Origin of the sequence: Methylocapsa palsarum, from assembly GCF_900114285.1 — a bacterium.
In the GTDB taxonomy this organism is placed as follows: Bacteria; Pseudomonadota; Alphaproteobacteria; order Rhizobiales; family Beijerinckiaceae; genus Methylocapsa; species Methylocapsa palsarum.
Genome location: NZ_FOSN01000015.1, coordinates 33,687 through 56,701, shown reverse-complemented (window position 1 = coordinate 56,701; position 23,015 = coordinate 33,687). Strand labels below are relative to the sequence as shown.

Here is a 23,015-nt window from a genome sequence, read left to right as displayed (position 1 = left end):
AAGCTTTGGTGAATGGCCGCACTCGCCCGGTTTCGCCGCGGCCGCGGCCCGTGGTAAAGGTCCCGTTCTTGCTGAATAACGCAGGAACGGGGGCGATCCGCCTTCCCGGCCGCCTGGATCAACGGAACGGCATGAAAGCTCAAGCAAATGGCGGCCCGATAGGGCGCACGCCCCGGCGGCCCCAGGACTTTTCGCGTCAGGGCGGCGACCTCGAGCGCTTCGAGATTTTCGAAGATGAGTTCCTTCACGAAACTTTCGCGGACTTCGAACGGGCGGTTTTGCAAGACAATATCACCCTCTGCGACGCAAAGTCGGGCATCCTGCTCACCTTTACCGGAGCGGTTGTTATTTTCTGCCTGAACGGCGTCAATCTTGCCCCGGAGCCGCACCGGATTGCAGATTGGGCTTCACTGGGCGAGACGGTCGGCTACATCGGCGCCGCGGCGAGCTGTCTGATCAGTTGCGCCTTCTCATTTGCGACGATCAAGCCCCGCATTCAGCGCGAACATGTCGATGATCATATTTTTTGGGAGGCTCCGGCGTTCAGGCTGCCGGTGGAAAGCTATATCGCGCGGATGCATGCGATGGACCTGCGCTCGGCGCATGACGAAAAGCTCCGCCACCTTCATGCGCTCGCGGGCATTTGCCGCACTAAATATGCGCATCTTGGACACGCCATGAACTTCGCGCTCGCGGGGTTTGTACTTTTGGTCCTGGCCGAACTGGCGAGGGCGTTGCCCTGATCTGCATCGTCATGACCTGCATCGCCATGACCTGCGCATACGCCTGTGTTCACATGTCGTGTGTTTACACGGCCAATGCCGTATCAGTTGGAAGCTAAAGAATGAACTGGGCGCTTGCGTTGTCATCCCTTCCGATCTGGAAGTCGGCGCTTCTCGTGGTCGGGCTCGGAGTCGCCTCGACGCGCGAGAGCGGATCATCACGATGAGCAAGACGCGGACCGGAGGCGATCATGACCGAGGAGTCGAAAGGACTGTGGCAGACCATCAAACCCGATATCGTGAAGCTGCTGACGGTGGGCGTTCTCGGGTCTGTGCTTTCCGGAATGTTCGGCTTCGCGACATGGGTGCGTGACAAGCGTCTCGCCCGGCTGGAAGAGAATATCAAGAACGCGGAACAGATCCATCTCGATGCAATCGCGCTCGCGCATGAGCGATGGTACCGCAGTTTCCGGTTGCTCGACGAGCTTTCGCAAACCGCGTCGCCGCGGCCAGGACATGATGACCGGCTAAAGGACGCGGCGAAAATTTACGATGACGTGCTGACAAGATGGAATCTTGTCGACGCCACGTTTCTGAGCCGCATCGATATGGCCGTAGACAGCGCGCTCGGCAATTCCGTGCCCGTCAGTTTGCGCGACATCTCAAAGATCGATTGCCACAACGCGTTCTTTCGCAATGCGCATGGCGACCAGATCCGTGAACTCGACAGATTGTCGGTGAAGACCTGGCACATCGGCATGTCGCATTGTTTCATTCAGCTCAACGACGCCATCAAGACGGTGCGAAACCATCTCGATGGAAACGGCAGGCCGGACAATCCGAAGCTTTTTCTCGACGATTTGAAGATCGCCCAGACGATCTCCGGCGACGTCTATGTCAACGCGTCCTTGTACAGGACAACCTTCGAGCAGCGGCTCATGGAGCTAAAGGCCAAGGAAGTCGTCTACTACGCCGAGGCGAGCAAGCTGCAGGACTATTTCAATCTCAAAAGAAACGCGGATCAGAGTCTTATTCCGGTTAACTGAGCTGCTTCCAACGCGGCCGGCGAGATTTTCGCCAGTTCCGACTTGCGCCAAGTTCAGACTTGCGCCAGTCCCGACTTGCCTAAGCCGAAGCAATCCCAGGCGGGTCAATGTCCCTGATCAGGACCCATCACCTGATCGATCGACTTCAAGATGTCCGAAGTGCGATAAGGCTTGCGGAGAAAGACGCTGTTTTCCACTTCCATTCCTTGCAGCGGCGAATATCCGCTGGTGTAAATTACCGGCAATTGGGGACTTTTTTCACGCGCCAATCTGGCCAGCGTCCAGCCGTCGATCCGTCCAGGCATTCTGATGTCCGTCACAAGCAGATCAATCCGGGGCGTCGCCGGCAAAATCTGCGCGGCGTCTTCTCCATTGATGGCTGTGACGACGAAATAGCCCGACAGTTCAAGCTCGTGCGCCAGCAAATCCTTTATCACGGGATCATCCTCTACGACGAGAACGACGCGCTTGTCCGGCATGTTCGAGCTTTCGCTTTGGGGTTGCTGGGAGAGTTGCGCTCGGGATCGCCCTCGAACGCCATCGCTCCGGACTGCTGGACCAAGCCATTAAGTGGCTAAGACGGAACCCCGGTTCATAGTAGGACGACGCGCCGCCGCCTAAGTCCTTCAAGCGCTTGGTACCGCCACCCCGGCTCGAACGGGGGACCTCTAGATCCACAATCTAGCGCTCTAACCAACTGAGCTATGGCGGCGCGGGCTTATTCGGCGGGAAACTAAGAGGAACGCCGCGCGAATGCAAGGCCCCGAAAGGCCGCGTCGGCGTCCGCTGGCGAAGCGCGGTTCGCCGAAGGCCTCTGGTTAACGATCAAGGTTAAGAATTCATTAATCATTTCATCGGCGAATAGGGCCTATCGGTGGACCTTCCGCGCGATCGCGGTTACGTTTTATGGGCCTGCGGCGGACCTTGCCGCGCTCGCGGGGAAAAGACCGACGGCGATATGAACACTTTTTGCCTTGCTCCGGGGACGGCCAGTCAAGACGCCGTCGAAGCGCTGGCTATGCTGGCGCCCGCGCTGACCGGCGAGGAGCCTGTCGCCGCCTGGAGCCGTGAAAATCCGCGGACGGCGGTCTTCGCCAGCATGAGTCTTCTCGAACTCCTGGAAGCTAGAAATCTTCAGGATTTCTCCGATCGCCTCCGGGAAGCGGGCGCGATCCGGCTCACCCGTCCGGGCGCGAAGCTCGTTCTAGGCGGGCCGCCCAGCCTCGAGCGGGTTCGCTTCAATCTTGGCGGCGCGACGCGAAGCCTGACGTTCGATCGCCGCCTCGTTCGGCTGAGGGACGGGCGGGAGATTGTTGTCGCTGCGGTTGTCGACTGCCGCAATGGCGTCGCCCGCTCTCCTTCCCGAAAGCGGGCGGGCGCGCCGAACGCGAAGGCGTCGCCGTTGGCTCGGCCTGAAGAACATGGCGGGGGGTCTCGGTCGACCTCGCCGGGAAACGATTTGATCCGGTTTTTGTGGCGCACCGACGCCTCCGGCCGCATCGCCGAGGCCGGGCCGCCATTTTCGCATTTCATCGGACGCCCCTTGCTCGACGTGATCGACAACGGCGATCCGGCGCAGGCCGCCGCCCTCGCGCGTCATCTGGCGCTCCGGGAGACCTGGCGTTGCGTCACGGGCTTCTCAACCGGGGGGCTTGCTGAAGGACTTGCTCCAGGACTTGCTCCAAAACTTGCCGCCTTTGCGCCGGTGATGCTTGCGGGCATGCCGAAGTTCGACCAGGATCGCCGCTTCGAGGGCTACAGCGGTTTTGGAATCGTGCAATCGGCCCCAGCCGCGCGTGCTGATGACGCGCCGCGTCCGCCCGCGGCCGAGCCTCTTGCCGGGCGCGCCTCACCTCAAACCGCGCCGGCGGGCGCCGGATCGGGTTCAGTTCCTGTCGACGGCCGCGAGATCCTCGCCGTCCTGCCTGTTGGGGCGCTCGTCTTTGAGGGGCGGAGTCCTGTTTTCGTCAATAGGTCTTTCCTGGACGCGCTGCGCTATCGAGACCTCGCCGCCGCTCTTGACGCCGGCGCGCTGGAGCCGCTGCTTGAGGCGCTTCCGCGCCTCTCGCGCCGGAGCGAAATCGTTGAACTGCGCGCTGGCGACGGACGCTCCGTCCGCCTGCGGGCCAGCGCCAAGACGATCGAATGGCGGGGAAAGAAAGCCGCGCTGGCGATGTTCCAATCGCCGGCCGAGGCCGGGCCGGCTGATCTTGAGAGCGAGTTGCGCCGGGTTCGAAACGAGGCGCGCGAACTGAACGCCATCCTTGATACGGCGATGGACGGCGTCGCGATCCTCGACTCGAAAGGAAACATCGTCAGCCTGAACCGCTCGGGGGAGGCGCTCTTTGGCTACGACGAAAGCGACGTCGCCGGCCTGCCGTTCACGGTCTTGATCGCGCCCGAGAGCAGGGCGCGCACGCAGGATTATTTCGAAGGTCTGATCTCCGACGGGATGATGAGCCTCCTGAACGACGGGCGAGAGGTCACGGCGCTGGCTCGCCAGGGAGGAACGATCCCCATTTTCATGACCCTGGGGCGCATCGACGCCAACTCGTATCCTGGCGCGGACGAGCGGGAGGTCCGCTGGTGCGCCCTTCTGCGCGATATGACCCACTGGAAAAAGATCGAACGCGAACTCGACGACGCCCGGAAGGAGGCGGAGCGCGCGAGCGCGTTGAAATCGGAATTTCTCGCCAAGGTCAGCCACGAGATCCGGACGCCTCTCAACGCCATCCTCGGCTTTGCGGAGGTCATCCTTGAGGAGCGGTTCGGACCGATCGGCAACGCCCGCTACAAGGACTATTTGAAGGACGTCCACAGCTCCGGCGCTCTGGTCATGAGCCTCGTCAACGATCTGCTCGATCTGTCGAAGATCGAAGCCGGCAAAATGGAGCTTGATTTCACGGCCGTCGACGCCAACCGGATCATCGCCGAATGCGTCTCGATCATGCAGCCGCAGGCGAGCCGCGCCGGAATCGTAATCCGCTTGTCTCTGGCCCCTCGGCTTCCGCAGGTCTTCGCCGACGAACGCTCGGTCCGGCAGATCGTCCTGAACCTGCTCTCGAACGCCGTGAAGTTCAATGTCCCCGGCGGTCACGTCAGCGTCGCCACCGCCGTCACCGAGGCGGGGCAGGCGGCGCTTCGCATCCGCGACACCGGGGTCGGCATGTCGGCCGCCGACATCAAAGTCGCTCTCGAGCCGTTCCGTCAGGTTGCGGCGTCCCGCGTTTCGGGCGGGACGGGTCTTGGTCTTCCATTGACCAAAGCCCTGGTCGAAGCCAACCGAGCGTCGTTTTCGATCAAGAGCGAGCGCGACGAGGGGACTTTGATCGAGATCGCCTTTCCGCCCGCGAAGGCGCTGGCCGATTGAACGGAACGCTTTGCGCCTGCGGCGGTTGGGGTTTTGACTTCACCCAATCCGAGGCTTCGTCGATGACAGAAAAAGTAAAGATCAAAACCAAAGAGCCCTCGCCAAAAGACTCGGGCGACGAACTCGAGCGCGAGCTCAAGGATTCGTTTCCGGCGAGTGACCCGCCTTCGATCACTCAGAACGACGTCAAGGCGGGCGATCCTCAGCGCCAACCACGACCGGCGCGAAAGAACTAGAGCATATTCCAGGAGGTCTTTCGCGTCTCTAAGCAATGGTGAAAACGTGTAAAGCGCGCTGGTTCGCCAGCGCGCTTTGCTTTCCCGGAGCGATTTCCAAACGGCGATTTCGCGGCGCCCTTGGCGGACCCGTTTCGCATTGAAGACCCATTTCGCGTTGAAGGCTGGCCGATTGCGATTGCGCCGCCGCCTCGCCTTTCCCCTCCCGTGCGTGAGCCGTCAGTCCTGTTCCAGAGGGCGGCGCCGAAGCGCGTCCGAGACCCGTGGAAATCTGTGTCAAACGGGTCCTATTCACATTGACCCCCAATTTATCCCATGTTATCCCAAATTGTCCCGCACGATTGATTAACCTTGGGGGAAGCGGCGCCAATTGAGGCCCGCGGGGGGAGCGCGCCGAACAAGCCGAGGTTGAGGGAGTGGACGGATTTGTCTCGCACTGCACCAACCGGCTTGACGCCAAGGGACGCGTTTCGATTCCAGCCGCGTTTCGATCTGTATTGGCGAGGGATGGGTTCGAAGGTCTCTACGTCCACCCCTCGCTCGATCAGGAGGCGCTTGATTGCGGCGGCCACGCGTTGTTGCGGGAGATTCACGACCTCCTTGGCGCGCTATCGCCCTATTCCGAGGAACGCGATCTGTTTTCGACCGCGCTGCTTGGCACCAGCGAGATTTTGAAAGTCGACTCGGAGGGCCGGGTCATGCTGACGGAAAGCCTGAAAGCCAATGCTGCGATCACAACGGAAGTTACGTTTGTCGGGCATGGCCACAAGTTTCAGATCTGGGAGCCGGGACGTTTTCGCGTGCATTTGGACGAGGCCAGAAGCCGGGTGCGCGATCTTCGAAAACAGCTCAGTTCCAGACACGCAGCGGCGCAGCCGCCGCTGCAACCACATGGAGCACGGGAATGAAGTCGGGCCGCGGCGATGAGGATCATCTCGCCGCTGGCGGACCGGCCCGGCACGTTCCCGTGCTTCGTGAGGACGTCATGCGCATAGCCGCGCCCTGCGAAGGGGGGCTTTACCTCGACGCGACCTTTGGCGCAGGCGGTTATACGGCGGCGCTTCTTGCGCCGGCCAACGCGCGCGTCCTGGCGCTCGACCGCGATCCTGCCGCCGTACGGGCGGGCGAACAGCTTGTCCGCGATTCCGGCGGTAGGCTGTTTCTGGTTCAGGAACGATTTTCAAGACTGGCCGAGGCGGCGAGGCGGCTTGGGCTGACGGATTTCGACGCCGTCGTGCTCGATGTCGGCCTCTCGTCAATGCAGATTGACGAGGCCCATCGCGGCTTTTCCTTCCGTTCGGAAGGCCCGCTCGACATGCGAATGGAAAGCGAGGGCGAGAGCGCCGCCGATCTCGTCAACCATGCGGAGGAAGAGACGCTCGCCGATATCCTTTATTACTTCGGCGAGGAGCGCGCCTCCCGCCGGATCGCCCGGGCGATGGTCATGGATCGCGCCAAGGCGCCCTTCGTCTCGACTGCGGCGCTGGCGGGGATGATTGCGCGGGTCGCCCCCGCAAAGCCCGGCGAGATACATGCGGCGACGAGAACGTTCCAGGCGCTCCGCATTGCAGTCAATGACGAGCTTGGCGAGCTTGTCCGCGCGCTCGCGGCGGCGGAATCGGTTCTGAAACCAGGCGGCCGGCTCGTGGTGGTGACTTTTCATTCGCTCGAGGACCGCATCGTCAAACAATTCTTCGCCGCGCGTTCCGGCCGGGGCGAGGCCGCCTCCCGACCTTTGCCGGGGGAGGCGGCGCGGCCGCAGCCGACCTTCACGCTGCAAGGAAAACAGCCTGTGCTGCCCTCGGCGCAGGAAATCCGGGTCAATCCGCGAGCGCGGTCGGCCAAGCTTCGGCATGGCGCGCGCACAAGCGCCGCCTCGCGTGGGCTTGACGAGAAATTGCTGGCTCTCGCACGACTTCCTCATCGCGATCTGAAAGGGCGCCTACATGGTGCGAATTCTTAACCTCCTTGCGATCGTCGCGCTGATCGGCTCCGCCATCTACGCCTACACGGTGAAATACGAGACGATTTTTCACGCCGAGAAAATCGTCAAGCTGAAGCATGAGATCAAGGCGAAGCAGGACCAGATCGGAATGCTGCGCGCCGAATGGGCGCATGTGACGCGGCCTGAAAGAATTCAGGGCCTCGCCGACAAGCTCCTCCCCGATCTGAAGCCCGTCGCCTTGCAGCAGATCGTCAAGGCGGACGTCCTTCCGGCGCGCGGGCCGAAATCCGACTCGATCGGGCTCAAGCTCGAATCCCTCGGGATGGCGGAGCCAACGAATACGCCCCGCGACGGCGAGCCTGCAAGCGTAACGACCCCTTCCAATCCCGCCGACAAAATCCGGGCAAGATGACGATGTTGCCAACATGAGCGATGGATCCGATTCAAAGCGGAACGACGCCCCCCCGCCGGGCGCCGGAGCGCCGGCGGCGAAAAGCCGTCGCAGCATGATCATGGCGGCTCTCGCCGATCTGTTTGTGACCAAGCTCGACAAGAGCGGCGGCCGGATCAAGCTGGTCGCCCTCGTGTTCCTCGCGGTTTTCGGCGCCATCGCGGGCAAGCTGGTTTATTTCGGCCTGCGTCCGGATACCCAGCAAAGCGTCAAACGCGCCGCCGCCGACACGATCGCCGTCGCGCGGCCCGATATCCTCGACCGCAATGGCGAAATCCTGGCGACCGACATCAAGGTGATGTCGGTTTTCGCTGAACCAAGGCGCATCATCGACAAGGACGAAGCCGTCGAATTGCTGACCGCCGTGCTGCCGGACGTCGACGCGCGCGATCTGCGCCAGCGGCTTGGCTCCCGAAAAGGATTTGTGTGGGTCAAGCGGGCGATCACGGCGAAACAGCAGCAGGAGGTCCATCGCCTCGGGCTGCCCGGCGTCGGTTTTCTGCCCGAGAACAAACGCGTCTATCCGAACGGGCCGGTCGCGGCGCATGTGCTCGGGTTCGCCAATCTCGACGGCGTCGGCGTCTCTGGTCTTGAAAAATTTATCGACGGCCAGGGCCTCGGCGATCTGCATGGCGCGGGTTTCAGCCTCACGCCCGACGATCTGAAGCCGATCACCACCTCGCTTGATCTCAAGGCGACCTTTGCGGTCCGCGAGGAACTCGCCAAAGGCATCGCCAAATTCAAGGCGAAAGCCGGCGCCGCGGCGATCCTCGACGTCAATACGGGCGAAGTCATCGCGATGGCCTCACTGCCGGATTATGATCCGAACACGCCCGCCGACGCGCTCGATCCGAACCACATCAACAGACTTTCCGTCGGCGTCTACGAAATGGGCTCGACGTTCAAGGCGATTTCCATCGCCATGGCGCTCGACGCCGGCAAGGTGAACCTGCATTCGCGAATCGACGCGCGCGACAACATGCGCTACGGCCGTTTCACGATCCATGACTTCCATGCGCAGCACCGCCTCCTGACGGTTCCGGAGGTCTTCACCTATTCATCGAACATCGGCGCCGCCCGGATGGCCTTGATGGTCGGGGTCGAAGGCCACAAGGCTTTCCTTCGCAAAATGGGACAGCTCACCCGCCTGCACACCGAATTGCCGGAGACCGCGGACCCGCTCGTTCCCAAGAACTGGGGCGAACTCAACACGATGACGATCGCGTTCGGGCAAGGCCTCAATGTCGCTCCAATGCAGGCGATGATGGCGGTCGGGGCGCTCGCGAACGGCGGCGTTCTCGTCAATCCGACCTTTCTGCGTCGGGACGAGGGCGACGCCAAGGCGAACGCGCCGCGCGTCGTCAAGCCCGAAACATCGGAATCGATGCGTTACCTGATGCGGCTCAACGCGGAGATTGGCTCAGCGAAAATGGCCGACATCAAGGGCTATTTCATCGGCGGCAAGACAGGGACCGCGGACAAGATCGTCCATGGCCATTATTCCAAGGACCGGGTGTTCACGACGTTCATGGCGATCCTGCCGGCCGACAAGCCGAAATACCTTTATCTCACTTTGATGGACGAGCCGCAGGGCCTGCCGGAGACCGGCGGCTATCGCACTGCGGCGTGGAATTCGGGTTCGGTGACCGGCAAGATCATCGAGCGGACCGGCCCCTTGCTCGGCATCGCGCCGCGCTTCGAGCCGCCGCCGCAGCCGTTTCCGCTCCTGGCGAAACTCGGTTATGGAATCGCCAATGTTCCGGCCACTGGCGGAGGCGGCCATTGACGCGCCTCGCCGACCTGTTTCCGGGCGTGGACATTCCCGAGGCGTTTGCGGCGCGCGAGGTCGAAAGCGTGACCTGCGACAGCCGCGCCGTCGCCGAGGGCGGCGTGTTCTTCGCGGTGCCAGGAACCAAGGCGGACGGCCTCGATTTTGCGGCTCAGGCCGTCGACAGCGGCGCTTTTGCGATCGTCGCCGAGCGTGATCTCGATCCGCCGCTCGAGCGCGCCCTCTTAATCAAGGTCGCGGACGTTCGCGGCGCGATGGCGCGCGCCGCCGCCGCCATGTATCCCCGCCAGCCGGGAACCATCGCCGCAGTGACCGGCACCAGCGGCAAGACGTCGGTGGCGGCGTTCGTTCGTCAGATCTGGGCGGCGCTCGGCCTGAAAGCCGCCTCGATCGGAACCCTTGGCGTTGTCGCTCCTTCGGCCAGCGTCTATGGTTCGCTGACGACGCCCGACCCGGTGAGCCTGCACAAAACGCTCGATCAACTCGCGCGCGACGGAATCACCCATCTGGCGCTCGAGGCTTCCTCCCATGGGATCGTTCAGCGCCGCCTCGACGGCGTGCGTCTCATGGCGGGCGCCTTCACCAATCTTTCCCGCGATCACCTTGACTATCACGGGACCATGGAAGCCTATCTCGCCGCAAAGTTGGAGCTGTTCGACCGGCTGCTCGAACCCGGCGCCGCGGCCGTCGTCGACGCCGACAGCGACGCCGCGCCGGCGGTCGTTTCCGCTTGCGAGACGCGGGGATTGCGCGTCCTCACCACAGGAGCGAAGGGCGCAAGCCTGCGTCTCGCCGGGGCGCGCGCGAACGATTTCGGAACCGATCTGCGCATCGCCTATGAGGGCCATGTCTATGCCCCCCGGCTGCCTCTCGCCGGGGCGTTCCAGGTCTCGAACGCCCTTGTCGCCGCAGGACTTTGCATCGCGTTGGGGGGGCCCGCCGCCGCCGTGTTCGGCGCGCTTGAACGGCTCAAGGGCGCGCCTGGCCGTCTCGAGCTTGCGGGACGCCGCAACGGCGCTCCGGTGTTTGTCGATTACGCGCACAAGCCCGACGCGCTCGACAATGTGCTGCGCACGCTCCGGCCCTATGTTTCGAGGCGGTTGATCGTCGTTTTCGGCTGCGGCGGAGACCGCGACGCGGGCAAGCGTCCGATGATGGGCGAAATTGCGGCCCGGCTCGCCGACCTCGTGATCGTCACTGACGACAATCCGCGCACGGAGGATCCCGCCGTGATCCGCCGCGCCATTCTGGTCGGCGCCGGGGAATCCCCAAAAATTCGCGAGATCGCGGATCGCGCCAACGCGATCGCGACCGCTGTCGGTATGCTCGAACCTGGCGATGGCCTTGTTATCGCCGGAAAGGGTCATGAAACAGGCCAGATCGTCGGAAGCGAGACGCTGCCGTTTTCCGATTTCGACTGCGCCCTGGCTGCGCTGAAAGACGAGGCCGCTTGAACATCGCCGCTCCAAGAAACGCTTTGTGGTCGGGTCTTGGTCTCGTCGCCCCGCTCGGGGCGCGAGTCTGCGGCGGCGCGCCTCAGGGCGGCGCCCTCGGCATTTCGATCGACACGCGGACCTTGCAGGAAAACGATCTGTTTTTCGCGATCCGCGGCGTTGAGAGCGACGGCCACGATTACGTCGCGGCGGCTTTCGCCAAGGGCGCGTTCGCGGCCGTCATCGATGAAGAACACGCCGGACAGCTTGCGGGCGCGGGCCCGCTGTTTGTGGTGCGGGACGTCCTCCTGGCGCTGGAGCGCCTCGGAATCGCCGCGCGCGGGCGCACCCGGGCCCGCATCGCGGCCGTCACGGGATCAGTCGGCAAGACGTCGACAAAGGAAGCCTTGCGACTGGTCCTGGCCGAAGCGGGCGCCGTCCACGCGTCGGTCGCCTCCTATAATAACCACTGGGGCGTGCCCTTGACGCTCGCGCGCATGCCGAGGGAGACATCCTTCGGGGTGTTCGAGATCGGGATGAATCACCCGGGCGAGATCGAGCCGCTGACCGCCATGGTCCGGCCTCATGTCGCCATCGTGACGACGGTGGCGCCCGTGCATCTTGAAAACTTCGCCGGCGTCGAGGACATCGCCGACGCCAAGGGAGAGATTTTCTCCGGTCTCGTTCCCGGAGGAGTCGCCATCGTTCATCGCGACATCGTTCATTACGAACGGCTGCGCGCCCACGCGAAAAATTCGCCGGCGGGCCATGTCGCCTCCTTCGGGGCGCATGAGCGCGCGGACGCGCGCCTCATCGGCGTGACGCTCGCGGCCGACCATTCGGTGGTGGAGGCTGAAATCTGCGGCCGGCGCCTCACCTATCCGCTCGGAGCGCCGGGCCGGCATCTTGCGCTGAATTCGCTCGCCGTGCTTCTCGCCGCCAGGGCCTTTGGAGTTGATCTTGAGTCGGCCGCCGCGTCGCTCGCCGGGTTCAAGCCGCAGCCGGGCCGCGGCGAGCGGCTGACGCTTGAGGCCGCGGACGGGCCCTACACGCTGCTCGACGAAAGCTACAACGCGAATTCAGAATCGATGCGGGCCGCGTTCGCCCTCGCGGGCGCCCTGCCGGTGCGGGAGGGCGGGCGCCGCGTCGCGGTTCTCGGCGACATGCTCGAACTTGGCCCGGCCGCCCCGGCGATGCACGCGGATCTCGCCGCCGACCTCGCCGCCAACGGGATCGATCTCGTCTTCGCCGCCGGTCCGTTGATGAAGCATCTCTTCGACGCCTTGCCGGCCGCCTTGAGAGGCGCATGGCGGGAGCGAGCCTTCGATCTGGAGCCTGACCTTCGCGAGGCGGTCAGGGCCGGCGACATCGTCGTCGTCAAGGGCTCCAACGGCAGCAGGATGAGCGCGCTTGTGGGCGCTCTTAAAGAATTCTCCAATTCGGCCATGGCGGCGGACGCCGGACGAAAGACATAAACGATGCTGACCTGGCTTGCCGAATATTCGAGCGTCTTCGGGCCTCTCAACCTGTTTCGCTACATTACCTTCCGAACCGGCGGCGCCACAGCGACCGCGCTGTTTTTCGTGTTCTTTTTCGGCCCGAGAATCATTCAGGCGCTTCGCCTCAAACAGGGAAAAGGCCAGCCGATCCGGACCGACGGCCCGCAGTCGCACCTCCTGACCAAGAAGGGAACTCCGACCATGGGGGGCCTGATGATCCTGTCAGGTCTGCTTGTCTCGACCCTGCTTTGGGCGAACCTGCGCAATCACTACGTCTGGATTGTCCTATTCGTCACGGCCGGCTTCGGAGCGATCGGCTTTTATGACGATTACCTGAAAGTCACCAAGCAGACCCACGGCGGTTTTTCCGGGCGGCTCCGGCTCAGTCTGGAAGTCGCCATCGCGTTCATCGCCTGCCTCGCCATGATGAAGCTCGGGACGCCCCATACGACGGCGCTTTCGCTGCCGGCCATCAACGGTTTCGCCGCGGACCTTGGACTGTTTTTCCTGGTGTTCGGCCCCTTCGTGATCGTCGCGTCCGGAAATGCGGTCAATCTGACCGACGGGCTTGACGGCCTCGCCATCGTCCCGGTCATGATCGCTTCGGGGACCTTCGGGATCATCGCCTACCTCGCCGGCAACGCAATTTTTTCGACCTATCTCGGGATCAATTTCGTTCCAGGAGCCGGAGAGCTCGCGATCGTTTGCGGCGCGATGATCGGCGCGGGTCTTGGCTTTCTGTGGTTCAACGCGCCGCCCGCCCAAATCTTCATGGGCGACACGGGGTCTCTGGCGCTGGGCGGATTGCTCGGCGCGATCGCCGTCGCGGTGAAGCACGAGATCGTTCTTGGAATTGTCGGCGGCCTGTTCGTGCTCGAGACGCTCTCGGTGATCGTCCAGGTCGTCTCGTATCAGCTGACCGGCAAGCGCGTCTTCAAGATGGCGCCGATACATCACCATTTCGAGCAGCTCGGCTGGTCGGAGCCGCAGGTCGTCGTGCGGTTCTGGATCATCGCCTTCGTGCTTGCGCTGATTGGTCTTTCAACCCTGAAACTGAGGTGACGCATGACGCCCGTCACCGTCTTTAGCGGTCGCGACGTCGCGGTTTTCGGCCTTGGCGGTTCTGGCCTCGTCAGCGCGCAGGCCCTGAAGACGGGCGGCGCCCGCGTCTCCTGCTGGGATGACGTTGAGGCCTCGCGCGAAAAAGCCCGCGCGGCGGGGCTCGACATCGTCGATCTGAAGCGCGCCGACTGGAATGGATTCGCCGCGCTGGTCCTCGCCCCCGGCGTGCCGTTGACCCATCCGCAGCCGCACTGGACGGTCGTCGAGGCCAAAAAAGCCGGCATTGAAATCATCGGCGACATCGAATTGTTCTGCCGGCAGCGCCGCAAGACCGCGTCGAAATCGCCGTTCGTCGCAATCACCGGAACCAACGGCAAATCGACGACGACCGCGCTCGTGGCGCACCTCTACCGCAGCTTCGGTTTTCAGGTGGAAGTCGGAGGCAATATCGGCACGCCGGTTCTGGCCTTGCCGCCGCCGCAGGACAATCGCGTCCACGTCGTCGAATGCTCGTCGTTTCAGATCGACCTGTCGCCATCGATCGATCCGCTGGTCGGCGTCCTGCTCAACGTCACGCCCGATCATCTCGACCGACACGGAGACATGGGCAATTACGCCGCGATCAAGGCCAGGCTGGCGCGCGGCGCCGACCATTCCGTGATCGGCGTTGACGACGACATCACCCGGGGGATCGCGGACGAGATCGCGAAGGAGGGCCGCCAGACGACTCTCGTCTCCGTGACGCGGCCGCAGATCGAAAACGGCGTCGTTCTCGAAGGAACCCGGCTCGTTCGCAGGGTTCACGGACGCTCGACGCCGATCGCGGATCTTGCCGGAATCCACTCGTTGCGGGGCGCGCACAACGGCCAGAACGCCGCCGCCGCCGTCGCCGCGCTCGGGCCGCTCGGCGAGGACCTCGAAAGCGTCGAAAAAGGTCTGCGCAGTTTTCCGGGCCTTGTCCACCGGCTGGAAGAGATCGGCCAGTGCGGAAAGGTGCTGTTCATCAACGATTCGAAAGCGACCAACGCCGACGCCGCGGAAAAGGCGCTGCTCTCCTTTGACAAGGTGTTCTGGATTCTTGGCGGCAGGGCGAAGCAGGGCGGGATCGAGCCCTTGCGCTCGTTGTTTCCGAAGGTCGCCAAGGGCTATCTGATCGGGGAAGCGAGCGAGGCTTTCGCGACGACGATCGGCGGGGCGTTTCCCTTTGAGTTCTGCGGCGATCTCGAAACGGCGATTCCGAAAGCGGCGCGCGACGCGCAGGACAGCGCGCTCGAACAATCCGTCGTCTTGCTGTCGCCGGCCTGCGCCTCGTTCGATCAGTTCCCTGATTTCGAAAAGCGCGGCGACCGGTTCCGCGAGATCGTAGCGGCGTTGCTCGCGGCTGAAATGAAGGTTTGAGGGGGCTAAAATGGTGTCTCGTGCGGAGCGCTCGGTCCTTGCGGACTGGTGGTGGACGATCGATCGATGGGTTCTTGCGGCCGCCGTCGCCCTGATGCTGATGGGGCTTGTGCTGGCGATGGCCGGCAGTCCGCCCGTGGCCGAACGGCTCGGCCTCTCGACCTTTCATTTCGTGCACAGGCAGGCGCTCTATCTGATCCCTTCGGCGGCGGTCCTCATCGCCGCCTCCTGCCTGACGCCGCGCCAGGTGCGCCGGACGGCCCTCGTCGTTTTTCTCGTGTCGATGGCGCTGATCCTCGTCGCGCTCGTATTCGGCCAGGAGGTCAAGGGGTCGCGGCGCTGGATCCTCGGGATTCAGCCTTCTGAGTTCTTGAAGCCAGCCTTCGTCATACTCGCCGCCTGGGCGTTTTCCGAGGGCGGCAAGCGGCGCGACGTCCCCGCCAATCTGGTCGCGTTGCTGTTGCTGCCGATAACCATCATTCCCCTCATCCTGCAGCCGGATTTCGGCCAGACGATGCTGATCTCGTTGGTCTGGGCGGCGCTTTTCTTCATGGCCGGGCTGCACTGGTTCTGGGTCGTCGGCATTGGCGGCGCCGGATTTTCCGGCGTCCTGCTCGCCTATAAGTTCGTGCCGCATGTGCGCGCGCGCGTCCTCAAATTCCTCGATCCGGGCGCAGGCGGCGGCATCGTCGACACGTTCCAGGTCGACACCGCGATGGGGAGCTTTTTGTCCGGCGGCTGGTTCGGCAAGGGGCCGGGCGAGGGGATTGTCAAACGCATTCTGCCGGACGCCCACACCGATTTCATTTTCGCGGTCACGGGCGAGGAATTCGGCATCGTCGCCTGTCTCGTGATTGTTTCGATTTTCGCCTTTGTCGTTCTTCGCGGCCTCCTTCTGGCTTCGCGCAACGAGGATCCGTTCTGCCGGTTCGCGGCGGCGGGACTGGTGATGCTGTTTGGCGTCCAGAGCGCGATCAACATGGCCGTCAACCTGAACCTGATGCCCGCCAAGGGCATGACCCTGCCGTTCATTTCCTACGGCGGATCCTCGCTGATTTCCCTCGCCCTCGCCATGGGCTTCCTGATCGCCGTCCTGCGCAAACGTCCCGGCGCCGCATTGCTCGCAGGGTCGTCCGCGGGAGCCTATACGTGATGAACGAGCGCCTTATCCTCATCGCGGCGGGCGGCACGGGCGGACATCTGTTCCCGGCGGAGGCTTTAGCGAGAGCGCTTGCAGCCCGCGGCGTCGAGGTGGAGCTCGTCACCGATGAACGCGCCGCCAAATATGGAGCGTCGTTTCCCGCGAAGGCGGTTCATCTGCTGGCGGCGGCGACGCCGCGCAATGGCGCATTTTTGTCGCGCGCCCGCGCGATCCTGACGCTGGCGCGCGCGACCTGGAACGCGCGCCGTCTCGTCAAACGCCTGCGGCCTTGCGCGGTCGTCGGGTTTGGCGGCTATCCGACCGTGCCTCCGGTTCTGGCGGCGACGCAATTGCGGGTGCCGGCGATCCTGCACGAAGGCAACGCCGTCATCGGACGCGCCAATCATTTTCTTGCGCCGAGGGCCGACGCCATCGCCAAGGGGTTCGAGACGCTTGGCGGCGTCAGCGCGAAAATTGGCCTCAAGACCCATCTCACCGGCAATCCCGTTCGGCCGATGGCGCTCGACGCCGCCAGGGCGGCCTATCCCGGCCACGCCGATGGCAAATTGCGGCTGCTGATCACCGGCGGATCGCAAGGCGCGCGGATCATGTCGGACATCGTTCCCGCCGCGATCGAACTCCTGCCGGAAACCGTCCGCCGCACTCTCGTGATCGTGCAGCAGGCCCGCGACGAGGACGAGGCGCGGGTGCGCGCCGTCTATCAAAGGCTCGGCGTCGAGGCTGAAGTGAAGCCGTTTTTTTCGGACCTGCCATTGCGGATCGCGCAGGCGCATCTCGTCATCGCGCGCGCAGGCGCGTCCACGGTGTCCGAACTCGGGGTGATCGGCCGCCCGGCCATTTTCGTTCCGTTGCCGCATGCGCTCGATCAGGACCAGGCCGCGAACGCCAGGCAATTCGCCGCGCGGGGCGCCGCGGTCGTCGTCGCGCAGCATGATTTTACGCCGCAATGGCTCGCGAACGTCCTCACCGAAACCGACGCCGACAGGCCGGGACTCGCCAAACGCGCCGCCGCCGCGAAAGCGGCCGGCGTCCCGGACGCGGCCGAGCGGCTCGCGGATCTTGTCTTGACCATTGCAGCGCAAGCGGAGAAGGCGCGATGAAACTGCCGCACGAACTTGGCCCGATCCATTTCATCGGGATCGGCGGCATCGGCATGTCCGGCATCGCCGAAGTGTTGATGAATCTCGGCTACCGGGTTCAAGGATCTGACGCCAGCGAGAACGCCAACGTCCAGCGGCTTCGCTCGAAAGGCGCGATCGTGCATGTCGGCCACCGCGCGGAGAATATCGGCGCCGCGGAGGTCGTCGTGGTCTCGACCGCGATCAAGCGCGACAATTTCGAGCTTGTCTTCGCGCGCGAAAAGCGCCTGCCCGTGGTGCGCCGCGCCGAGATGCTCGCCGAACTGATGCGCCTGAAGCAATGCGTCGCGATCGCCGGGACGCACGGCAAGACGACGACGACCTCGCTCGTCGCCGCGCTTCTGGAAGCGGGTCATTTCGATCCGACCGTCATCAACGGCGGCATCATCAACGCCTACGGAACCAATGCGCGGCTTGGCGCCGGCGACTGGATGGTGGTCGAGGCCGACGAAAGCGACGGCACCTTCCTGAAGCTTCCGGCGGACGTCGCGGTCGTCACCAACATCGATCCCGAACATCTCGATCATTTCGGCACCTTCGACGCCATCAAGGAGGCGTTCCGCGCCTTCATCGAGAACATCCCCTTCTACGGATTCGCGGTGATGTGCCTTGACCATCCGACCGTCCAGGAGCTGGTCGGCAAGATCGAGGACCGCCGCATCGTCACCTATGGCGAAAATCCCCATGCCGACGTCAGGCTCGTCGACGTCGATCTCAACGGCGGGGTGTCGCGCTTCACCGCGATCATCCGCGATCGCAAGAGCGGCGCGGAAACCGCGCTCGAAAACATACTGATGCCAATGCCCGGCCACCATAACGCGCTAAACGCGACGGCGGCGCTTGCGGTCGCCCACGAACTCGGCGTCAGCGCCGATGGAATCCGCGCGGCGCTGAAGGGATTTGGCGGCGTCAAGCGCCGGTTCACCCGCACCGGCGAGTGGAACGGCGCCCTGATCTTCGACGATTATGGCCACCACCCCGTCGAGATCGCCGCGGTGCTGCGCGCCGCGCGCGCCTCGACCTCGGCGCGCGTCATCGCCATCGTGCAGCCGCATCGCTACACAAGGCTCCATTCGCTGTTCAGCGAATTCGCCGGCTGTTTCAACGACGCTGACGTCGTGATCGTCGCCGACGTCTACACCGCCGGGGAAGCGCCGATCGAGGGCGCCGACCGTGATCATCTCGTCGCCGCCCTGAAGGCGCGCGGGCACAGGCAGGCTCTGGCGCTGAATAATCCCGAGGATCTGCCGGGCCTCATCCGCACGCTCGCAAGGCCCGGCGATTATGTCGTCTTTCTGGGCGCCGGAAATATCACCCAATGGGCCTATGCGCTGCCGGGTCAGCTCGCGGCGGGGGGTGCCGCATGAGCGCCAGCCCCGGATCTTTGCGCGGCCAAGAGGCTTCCGTGAGCTTTCCCGACCTCACGCCCGCTTTTCGCGTGGCGATGCCGGATCTGCGCGGGAAGCTCAGCCCCAACGCGCCGCTGGCGGGAATGTCGTGGTTTCGGACCGGCGGCCCCGCGCAAGCCCTGTTCGAACCCGCGGACGAACTGGATCTCGCCTATTTTCTCACGCGCCTCGACCCGGCGATTAGGGTGCTGACGATCGGCCTTGGCTCCAACATGCTGGTGCGCGACGGCGGCCTCGAGGGGGTCGTGGTCCGGCTTGGCAAACCGTTTCAGGAGATCGCTGTTCAAGGTCCGCTGATCCGGGCGGGCGCTGGCGCGCCGGATGTCAAGGCCGCCTCCGCCGCCGCCGAGGCGGGCCTTGCGGGTCTTGCGTTCCTGCGCGGCGTTCCCGGCGCAATCGGCGGCGCGCTGCGGATGAACGCGGGCGCCTATGGCGCCGAGATCAAGGATGTGTTCGTCTCCTGCCGCGGCGTGCGGCGCAATGGCGAGTTCGTCACGTTTTCCGGCCGAGACATGGACTTTTCCTACCGCCATTGCGGAGCCCCGGCGGACGTCATTTTCACCAACGCCGTTTTCTCGGGCGAGGCGGGCGACAAATCGGCGATCTTGGCCGAGATGGCCGAAATCACGCGGACCCGCGCGCAAACCCAGCCGGTCAACACCCGCACCGGCGGCTCGACCTTCAAGAACCCGCCTGGCGCGAAGGCCTGGGAGCTGATCGACAAGGCCGGGTGCCGGGGGTTGGCCATCGGCGACGCGCAGGTGTCGGAGCTTCATTGCAATTTCCTCATCAATCGCGGCACGGCGAGCGCCGCTGACCTCGAGGCACTCGGCGAAACCGTTCGCGCCCGCGTGCTGGAGACGAGCGGGGTTACGCTCGAATGGGAAATCAAACGGGTAGGGGTTCCGCGCGGCGCCGCTTCGTTCTTCGAAACGCCTGCCGTGTCGGCTCCTCAGAACGATGGGGCTTGAGCATGGCGCGGCCAGACACGGGCGGGGTTTGTGCGATGCCGACCCTCATCCAGAGGAGCGCCAGAAGGGCGCGTCTCGAAGGATGCGGTGCGGCTTCTCTTATTCTTCTTACAGGACTTTTCGCATGACCAGACACGTCGCCGTGCTGATGGGCGGGCTTTCGGCGGAGCGGGACGTCTCCTTGCGATCCGGCGAGGCCTGCGCCAAGGCGCTCGAGGCCGAGGGATTCAAGGTCACGCGCCTCGACGTTGACCGTCATGTTTCCCAGACCCTGTCCGATCTGCGTCCCGACGTCGCCTTCAACGCCTTGCACGGGCGATTCGGCGAGGACGGAATCATTCAGGGAATCCTCGAAATGTTAAGGATTCCCTACACCCATTCGGGCGTGCTGGCCTCCGCGCTCGCCATGCAGAAGGACAAGGCCAGGGACGTGCTGCGCGCCGCGGGCGTCCCGGTGGCCAAGGGCGTCACGGTCAGCCGGCTCGAAGCCGCCAAAAAACATGTCCTGCCGCCGCCTTATGTCGTGAAGCCGCTGAGCGAGGGATCGTCCTTCGGGGTGATCATCGTGCGGGCCGATCAGGAGCACCCGCCGCAGGAGCTGACCCGCGCGGACTGGTCCTACGGCGAGACGGTCCTGATCGAAAGCTATGTGGCGGGACGCGAGCTGACCTGCGCGGTCATCGGCGACAAGGCCCCCGCCGTCATCGAGATCAAGGCGGCGGGCGGCGGCTGGTACGACTACGACGCGAAATATGCGCCGGGAGGCTCGATCCACGAGCTTCCGGCGAATCTTAAAGGAATTATTTACCAAAATGTACAAGAGTTAGCTCTTGTGGCGCACAGGGCGCTCGGTTGCCGCGGCGTAAGCCGGACGGACTTCCGTTACGACGATCTTCCGGGGGGAACCGCGGAACTCGTGGTTCTTGAAGTCAACAGCCAGCCCGGTATGACCGAGACGTCCCTCGTGCCCGAAATCGCCGCTTACGCCGGCCTGTCATTTGGTGAGCTTGTCCGATGGATGGTCGAAGACGCCTCCTGCGATCGTTGAGAACGGCGGTGCCCGGCTTTGCGCCGGTTCCGTTTTCATCGGCGGGTTCTGGGCCGCGCGGGGCCTCAGCGGCGCTGGCGTTCACCGCGCCTCGCGCCAAGGCGCGCCCGCGCGCGCGAAGGGTCAGATCCGGCCTCTGGCGTCGCGCCGTCGTGGCGTTGAGCAACCCGGCGGCGACATTCGTTTTCATCTCGGCTGTTTTTCTCGGCGCCGGCGCCTATGGCGCGGTGCGGGGCGGCGAATATGACGCGTTCATCGCGGAGAACGGCGCCCCCGCCGACATCGCGGCGAGGGTCTTCGGGTTCGGGATCGAGGCGGTCACGATCACCGGCCAGACCGAACTCAGCGAGGCCGAAGTGCTGGGCGTCGCCGAAATCGGCCCGCGCAGTTCGCTGCCGTTTCTTGATGTGGCCAAGGTCAGGGAGCGGCTGGAGAAGCTCGCGCTCGTCAAGGAAGCGAGCGTCACGAAATTATATCCCGACCGGCTCCTGATCGAAATCGAGGAGCGCCAGCCCTTCGCGCTCTGGCAGAAGGACGGCCACGTGAACATCGTCGCGTCGGACGGCACGCCGCTCGACCTCATGCGCGACCAGCGTTTTGTTCGCCTGCCGCTCGTCGTCGGTCCGGGCGCCAACGAAAAGCTCGGGGAATACCTCGCCCTGCTCGAAGCCGCCGGAGACATGAGGGACAAGATACAGGCCGGGATCCTGGTGTCCGGCCGGCGCTGGACGCTGAAGATGACGAACGGGATCGACGTCTATCTTCCCGAATTCAATCCGGCGGCGGCGATGGCGAGCCTCGTTCGGCTTCAGCGCGACTCGCATGTGCTTGAGAAAGACGTGCTGTCGCTCGATCTGCGCCAGCCCGACCGCATGATCGCGCGCCTCACCGAGGATTCCGCCGCGGCCCGCGCCGAGACCTTCGCCCACAAGACCAAGACGAAAGGCGGTCAGATATGAATTCGCGGACCTTGCCACATCGTCTGCGTCCCCTTCCGGTGCGAAAGAGCGCGATCCTCTCCGTGCTTGACATAGGCACCTCCAAAATCGTCTGCCTCGTCGCCAGGCTCAATCCCACCGATCCGTCGCAAACCCTGCGCGGCCGCACGCATCGCTGCCGCATTCTCGGCATCGGCCATCAGCGCTCGCGCGGGATCAAGGGCGGCGCGGTGGTCGATATGGAGGCCGTCGAACACGCCATCAGGCTTGCGGTCGACGCCGCTGAGCGGATGGCCGGCGTCCAGGTCGAAAGCGTGATCGTCAATGTGACGGGGGGCAGGCTCGCCTCGCAGCTGTTCGACGCCAAGGTGGATCTCGCCGGCCGGGCCGTTTCGCAAGCCGACGTCCATCGCGTTCTCGAAGCCTGCACCGCGCGGGGCGGGCGCGACGGTCGCGCCGTGTTGCACTCGCTGCCGATCGGTTTTTCGATCGGCGAGGTCCGCCATATCAGCGATCCCGACGGGATGATCGGCGATTCGCTCAGCGCGTCCATGCATGTTCTGAGCTGCGACGCCGCCGCCGCGCGCAACCTAATGCTGGCGGTCGAACGTTGCCATCTCAAGGTCGACGCGATGGTCGCGACGCCTTACGCGGCCGGATTGTCGACGCTCGCCGACGATGAAGCCGAACTCGGCGCCGCCTTGATCGACATGGGCGGCGGCACGACGTCGGTCAGCGTGTTTTCGGGCGGCAATCTCACCCATGTCGACGCTGTCGCCCTTGGCGGCAATCACGTGACCATGGACATCGCCCGCGGCCTGAGCATCAGGCTCGACGACGCCGAACGCCTGAAGACGCTTTACGGCGCCTGCCTCGCCTCAGCGTCCGACGAGCGGGAGACGGTCTCTGTGGTGCAGGTTGGCGAAGACGGCGACCATCCCGCGCATGTGCCCAAGGCGCATCTGATCAAGATCATCAAACCGCGCGTCGAGGAAATTCTCGAACTGGTGCGCGATCGGCTGAAAAGCGCCGGATTTCCCGCGCATGCTGGCCGCAGGCTGGTGCTGACCGGAGGGGCGAGCCAGCTCACCGGGATGCAGGAGGCGGCCAAGCGAATCGTCACGGGCCAGGTCCGGATCGGGCGTCCGCTCGGAATCCAGGGGCTGCCCGAATCGGCGAAGAACCCGGCGTTTTCTGCGTCGCTCGGACTTTTGGTTTATCCACAAGTAAGCGGCAACGAACATTTCCGACCGTCGCGGCAGGACGCCGTCTCGGCGGCTGGCTCGAACGGCTACATTGGCCGGGTCGGAAGATGGTTTAAGAGCAGTTTTTGACGGCCGCGTAGGTGTTGAAAAGGGTGGCGGCCCTTTCCAACAAGACGCGAATCACATGAAATG

At 64.1% G+C, this 23,015-nt stretch carries 20 protein-coding genes and 1 tRNA gene; 19 read left to right on the top strand and 2 right to left on the bottom strand.

The genetic code is table 11. From position 1 onward, the window contains the following. Positions 1-131 precede the first annotated feature (131 nt). Both BM177_RS15070 and BM177_RS15065 read left to right on the top strand, forming a co-directional pair. Positions 132-743, top strand: coding sequence for a Pycsar system effector family protein (locus tag BM177_RS15070; RefSeq protein WP_139223650.1), 612 nt, complete (start codon positions 132-134; stop codon positions 741-743). A gap of 230 nt (positions 744-973) precedes the next feature. Then, complete coding sequence (locus BM177_RS15065) at positions 974-1,768, top strand: hypothetical protein (RefSeq protein WP_091685146.1); 795 nt, start codon at positions 974-976, stop codon at positions 1,766-1,768. 104 nt (positions 1,769-1,872) lie between these two features. On the opposite strand, the gene BM177_RS15060 is transcribed toward BM177_RS15065, so the two are convergent. Together BM177_RS15060 and BM177_RS15055 are read right to left on the bottom strand one after the other, a co-directional pair. Next, positions 1,873-2,247 carry a response regulator gene (locus tag BM177_RS15060; protein ID WP_091685144.1) on the bottom strand — a complete coding sequence of 125 codons (375 nt, stop codon included), beginning with the start codon at positions 2,245-2,247 and terminating at the stop codon, positions 1,873-1,875. A 156-nt stretch (positions 2,248-2,403) separates the two neighbouring features. After that, positions 2,404-2,480: transfer RNA gene (locus BM177_RS15055), tRNA-His, on the bottom strand. A 246-nt stretch (positions 2,481-2,726) separates the two neighbouring features. Here BM177_RS15055 and BM177_RS15050 point away from each other — a divergent pair. The 17 genes from BM177_RS15050 (at position 2,727) to ftsA (ending at position 22,952) form a co-directional block, all read left to right on the top strand. Then, positions 2,727-5,138: a PAS domain-containing sensor histidine kinase gene (locus BM177_RS15050; protein ID WP_139223649.1), complete on the top strand. Its 2,412-nt coding sequence runs from the start codon at positions 2,727-2,729 to the stop codon at positions 5,136-5,138. 62 nt (positions 5,139-5,200) lie between these two features. After that, positions 5,201-5,374, top strand: coding sequence for a hypothetical protein (locus BM177_RS20110; protein ID WP_175492631.1), 174 nt, complete (start codon positions 5,201-5,203; stop codon positions 5,372-5,374). A 416-nt stretch (positions 5,375-5,790) separates the two neighbouring features. Beyond that, positions 5,791-6,282: a division/cell wall cluster transcriptional repressor MraZ gene (locus BM177_RS15035; protein WP_091685135.1), complete on the top strand. Its 492-nt coding sequence runs from the start codon at positions 5,791-5,793 to the stop codon at positions 6,280-6,282. Further along, on the top strand, positions 6,279-7,337 hold the full coding sequence (gene rsmH / locus BM177_RS15030) for a 16S rRNA (cytosine(1402)-N(4))-methyltransferase RsmH (RefSeq protein ID WP_091685133.1): 1,059 nt from the start codon (positions 6,279-6,281) through the stop codon (positions 7,335-7,337). Before BM177_RS15035 ends, rsmH begins: the two co-directional genes overlap by 4 nt. Continuing rightward, positions 7,321-7,731, top strand: coding sequence for a cell division protein FtsL (gene ftsL, locus BM177_RS15025; RefSeq protein WP_091685130.1), 411 nt, complete (start codon positions 7,321-7,323; stop codon positions 7,729-7,731). The genes rsmH and ftsL overlap by 17 nt, the downstream gene beginning before the upstream one ends. Positions 7,732-7,744: 13 nt before the next feature. After that, on the top strand, positions 7,745-9,556 hold the full coding sequence (locus BM177_RS15020) for a peptidoglycan D,D-transpeptidase FtsI family protein (protein WP_175492630.1): 1,812 nt from the start codon (positions 7,745-7,747) through the stop codon (positions 9,554-9,556). Next, a complete protein-coding gene (locus tag BM177_RS15015; RefSeq protein ID WP_091685128.1) occupies positions 9,553-11,013 on the top strand; it encodes a UDP-N-acetylmuramoyl-L-alanyl-D-glutamate--2,6-diaminopimelate ligase in 1,461 nt (486 codons plus the stop codon). Before BM177_RS15020 ends, BM177_RS15015 begins: the two co-directional genes overlap by 4 nt. Then, positions 11,010-12,467, top strand: a complete 1,458-nt coding sequence (locus BM177_RS15010; protein WP_244532368.1) for a UDP-N-acetylmuramoylalanyl-D-glutamyl-2,6-diaminopimelate--D-alanyl-D-alanine ligase — start codon at positions 11,010-11,012, stop codon at positions 12,465-12,467. Before BM177_RS15015 ends, BM177_RS15010 begins: the two co-directional genes overlap by 4 nt. 3 nt (positions 12,468-12,470) lie before the next feature. Then, a complete protein-coding gene (gene mraY / locus BM177_RS15005) occupies positions 12,471-13,553 on the top strand; it encodes a phospho-N-acetylmuramoyl-pentapeptide-transferase (protein WP_091685124.1) in 1,083 nt (360 codons plus the stop codon). A gap of 3 nt (positions 13,554-13,556) precedes the next feature. Further along, a complete protein-coding gene (gene murD, locus BM177_RS15000; RefSeq protein WP_091685122.1) occupies positions 13,557-14,951 on the top strand; it encodes a UDP-N-acetylmuramoyl-L-alanine--D-glutamate ligase in 1,395 nt (464 codons plus the stop codon). Positions 14,952-14,961: 10 nt separating this feature from the next. Further along, the gene (locus tag BM177_RS14995; protein WP_091685120.1) at positions 14,962-16,104 is read left to right on the top strand and encodes an FtsW/RodA/SpoVE family cell cycle protein; all 1,143 of its coding nucleotides are present in this window, start codon (positions 14,962-14,964) and stop codon (positions 16,102-16,104) included. Further along, the gene (murG, locus tag BM177_RS14990) at positions 16,104-17,213 is read left to right on the top strand and encodes an undecaprenyldiphospho-muramoylpentapeptide beta-N-acetylglucosaminyltransferase (protein ID WP_091685118.1); all 1,110 of its coding nucleotides are present in this window, start codon (positions 16,104-16,106) and stop codon (positions 17,211-17,213) included. Before BM177_RS14995 ends, murG begins: the two co-directional genes overlap by 1 nt. Beyond that, complete coding sequence (murC, locus tag BM177_RS14985) at positions 17,210-18,619, top strand: UDP-N-acetylmuramate--L-alanine ligase (RefSeq protein WP_091685116.1); 1,410 nt, start codon at positions 17,210-17,212, stop codon at positions 18,617-18,619. Before murG ends, murC begins: the two co-directional genes overlap by 4 nt. 38 nt (positions 18,620-18,657) lie before the next feature. Continuing rightward, on the top strand, positions 18,658-19,632 hold the full coding sequence (gene murB, locus BM177_RS14980) for a UDP-N-acetylmuramate dehydrogenase (RefSeq protein WP_091685224.1): 975 nt from the start codon (positions 18,658-18,660) through the stop codon (positions 19,630-19,632). 124 nt (positions 19,633-19,756) lie between these two features. Continuing rightward, positions 19,757-20,680: a D-alanine--D-alanine ligase gene (locus tag BM177_RS14975; protein ID WP_091685114.1), complete on the top strand. Its 924-nt coding sequence runs from the start codon at positions 19,757-19,759 to the stop codon at positions 20,678-20,680. Positions 20,681-20,688: 8 nt separating this feature from the next. Then, positions 20,689-21,639 (top strand): cell division protein FtsQ/DivIB, encoded by a 951-nt coding sequence (locus BM177_RS14970; protein WP_244532367.1) that lies wholly within the window; start codon positions 20,689-20,691, stop codon positions 21,637-21,639. Continuing rightward, a complete protein-coding gene (ftsA, locus tag BM177_RS14965) occupies positions 21,636-22,952 on the top strand; it encodes a cell division protein FtsA (RefSeq protein ID WP_091685108.1) in 1,317 nt (438 codons plus the stop codon). The genes BM177_RS14970 and ftsA overlap by 4 nt, the downstream gene beginning before the upstream one ends. The last annotated feature ends 63 nt before the right edge of the window (positions 22,953-23,015 follow it).

Bases quoted from the DNA above. Each gene is read 5' to 3' on its own strand.
- BM177_RS15070 (WP_139223650.1), top strand. From the start codon at position 132: ATGAAAGCTCAAGCAAATGGCGGCCCGATAGGGCGCACGCCCCGGCGG.
- BM177_RS14995 (WP_091685120.1), top strand. From the start codon at position 14,962: ATGGTGTCTCGTGCGGAGCGCTCGGTCCTTGCGGACTGGTGGTGGACG.
- murD (WP_091685122.1), top strand. From the start codon at position 13,557: ATGACGCCCGTCACCGTCTTTAGCGGTCGCGACGTCGCGGTTTTCGGC.
- murC (WP_091685116.1), top strand. From the start codon at position 17,210: ATGAAACTGCCGCACGAACTTGGCCCGATCCATTTCATCGGGATCGGC.
- BM177_RS14975 (WP_091685114.1), top strand. From the start codon at position 19,757: ATGACCAGACACGTCGCCGTGCTGATGGGCGGGCTTTCGGCGGAGCGG.
- ftsL (WP_091685130.1), top strand. From the start codon at position 7,321: ATGGTGCGAATTCTTAACCTCCTTGCGATCGTCGCGCTGATCGGCTCC.
- BM177_RS15050 (WP_139223649.1), top strand. From the start codon at position 2,727: ATGAACACTTTTTGCCTTGCTCCGGGGACGGCCAGTCAAGACGCCGTC.
- murG (WP_091685118.1), top strand. From the start codon at position 16,104: ATGAACGAGCGCCTTATCCTCATCGCGGCGGGCGGCACGGGCGGACAT.
- rsmH (WP_091685133.1), top strand. From the start codon at position 6,279: ATGAAGTCGGGCCGCGGCGATGAGGATCATCTCGCCGCTGGCGGACCG.
- BM177_RS15065 (WP_091685146.1), top strand. From the start codon at position 974: ATGACCGAGGAGTCGAAAGGACTGTGGCAGACCATCAAACCCGATATC.
- mraY (WP_091685124.1), top strand. From the start codon at position 12,471: ATGCTGACCTGGCTTGCCGAATATTCGAGCGTCTTCGGGCCTCTCAAC.
- ftsA (WP_091685108.1), top strand. From the start codon at position 21,636: ATGAATTCGCGGACCTTGCCACATCGTCTGCGTCCCCTTCCGGTGCGA.
- BM177_RS15020 (WP_175492630.1), top strand. From the start codon at position 7,745: ATGAGCGATGGATCCGATTCAAAGCGGAACGACGCCCCCCCGCCGGGC.
- BM177_RS15060 (WP_091685144.1), bottom strand. From the start codon at position 2,247: ATGCCGGACAAGCGCGTCGTTCTCGTCGTAGAGGATGATCCCGTGATA.
- BM177_RS20110 (WP_175492631.1), top strand. From the start codon at position 5,201: ATGACAGAAAAAGTAAAGATCAAAACCAAAGAGCCCTCGCCAAAAGAC.